This window comes from Wolbachia endosymbiont of Madathamugadia hiepei, assembly GCF_013366855.1.
In the GTDB taxonomy this organism is placed as follows: domain Bacteria; phylum Pseudomonadota; class Alphaproteobacteria; order Rickettsiales; family Anaplasmataceae; genus Wolbachia.
The window spans coordinates 1-957 of the sequence record NZ_WQMP01000200.1; the positions used below are offsets into that span (position 1 = coordinate 1).

1 protein-coding gene and 1 pseudogene are annotated in these 957 nt (G+C 34.0%); one reads left to right on the forward strand and one right to left on the reverse strand.

Features of this window, described 5'->3' with window-relative positions; translation table 11 throughout:
• The first annotated feature begins 213 nt into the window (after positions 1-213).
• Positions 214-717 (forward strand): protein-disulfide reductase DsbD domain-containing protein, encoded by a 504-nt coding sequence (locus tag GO685_RS05350; RefSeq protein ID WP_175937885.1) that lies wholly within the window; start codon positions 214-216, stop codon positions 715-717.
• A gap of 80 nt (positions 718-797) precedes the next feature.
• Here GO685_RS05350 and GO685_RS05355 read toward each other — a convergent pair.
• Positions 798-957 (reverse strand): annotated as a pseudogene (locus tag GO685_RS05355) (IS5-like element ISSoc13 family transposase); the annotation flags it as partial.

Here is a 957-nt window from a genome sequence, read left to right on the forward strand (position 1 = left end):
ACATCTTTTCTACGCTTATTTCATATTCCATGCAACCCAAAAAGCCCTCTATTTCCAGCTCTTTCTTTATCGGCTAATCCATAGTTAGCGTCAATAGGGTGGATATCTCTACATCAGTACAATGTTATATTAATAAATAATTTATATAATATTGTTTATTATAATAGCTAAAATCTAAATTTTTTCCTTTATATATAGGGTAGAACTGCCTTTATGAAAATACATGTACATTTAATATTGTTTTTGCTCTTTTTCTGCACTCAACTTCATGCTGACGAAGAAGTTGCAAAATTTGATTTGCCTATTGGTAAGGTAAATGAAGCAAATCTTACCCTTGAGGGTGCAATAAAGGTTACAATAAGACCAGGTTGGCATATATATTATAAGGGCCCTGGAGATTTCGGTCTTCCCACTTCTTTTGATTGCAAGGGCAACACATCAAAGATAGATATTTATTGGCCTACTCCAAAAGAACATAAAGACAAAATAGGAAGAGTAACATTTGTCAGTAACGTATACAAGGATATGGTATTATTTTCCTTCAAAATGAAAGTGTTTCCAAGCCGAGGGTATATTGACCTTAACTTTCGTATAAATTATGCGATATGTAAAGATAGGTGTATTCCTAAAAAAGCTGAGATAAAAGTCAGACAGCCACTGAAGAACTTTGTGGACTCTGATGCCAGTAAACTCATAAACGAGTGGTATGAAAAATAGGGTTTGGCAGACTGTTAGCTTATATAGCGTTTGTAGTGTGACCTCTCATGAACAATAAGTTAGTCTCTGTGAACAAAATTTTAGAGAAGCCATATGAGAGAACCAACGAAGTTTAAAAAAACCATAAAAACCTCAGCAGTCTTGTCAAGTCGAGAAAAAACATGTCTAAAGTTCTTGATTTTTCCAAAGAAGCATTCAATCAAATGCCGCTCTTTATAAAGATGTTTGTCGTAGTCTCTC

Excerpts from the sequence above, each read along its gene's own strand:
- GO685_RS05350 (WP_175937885.1), top strand. The coding sequence starts at position 214 with ATGAAAATACATGTACATTTAATATTGTTTTTGCTCTTTTTCTGCACT.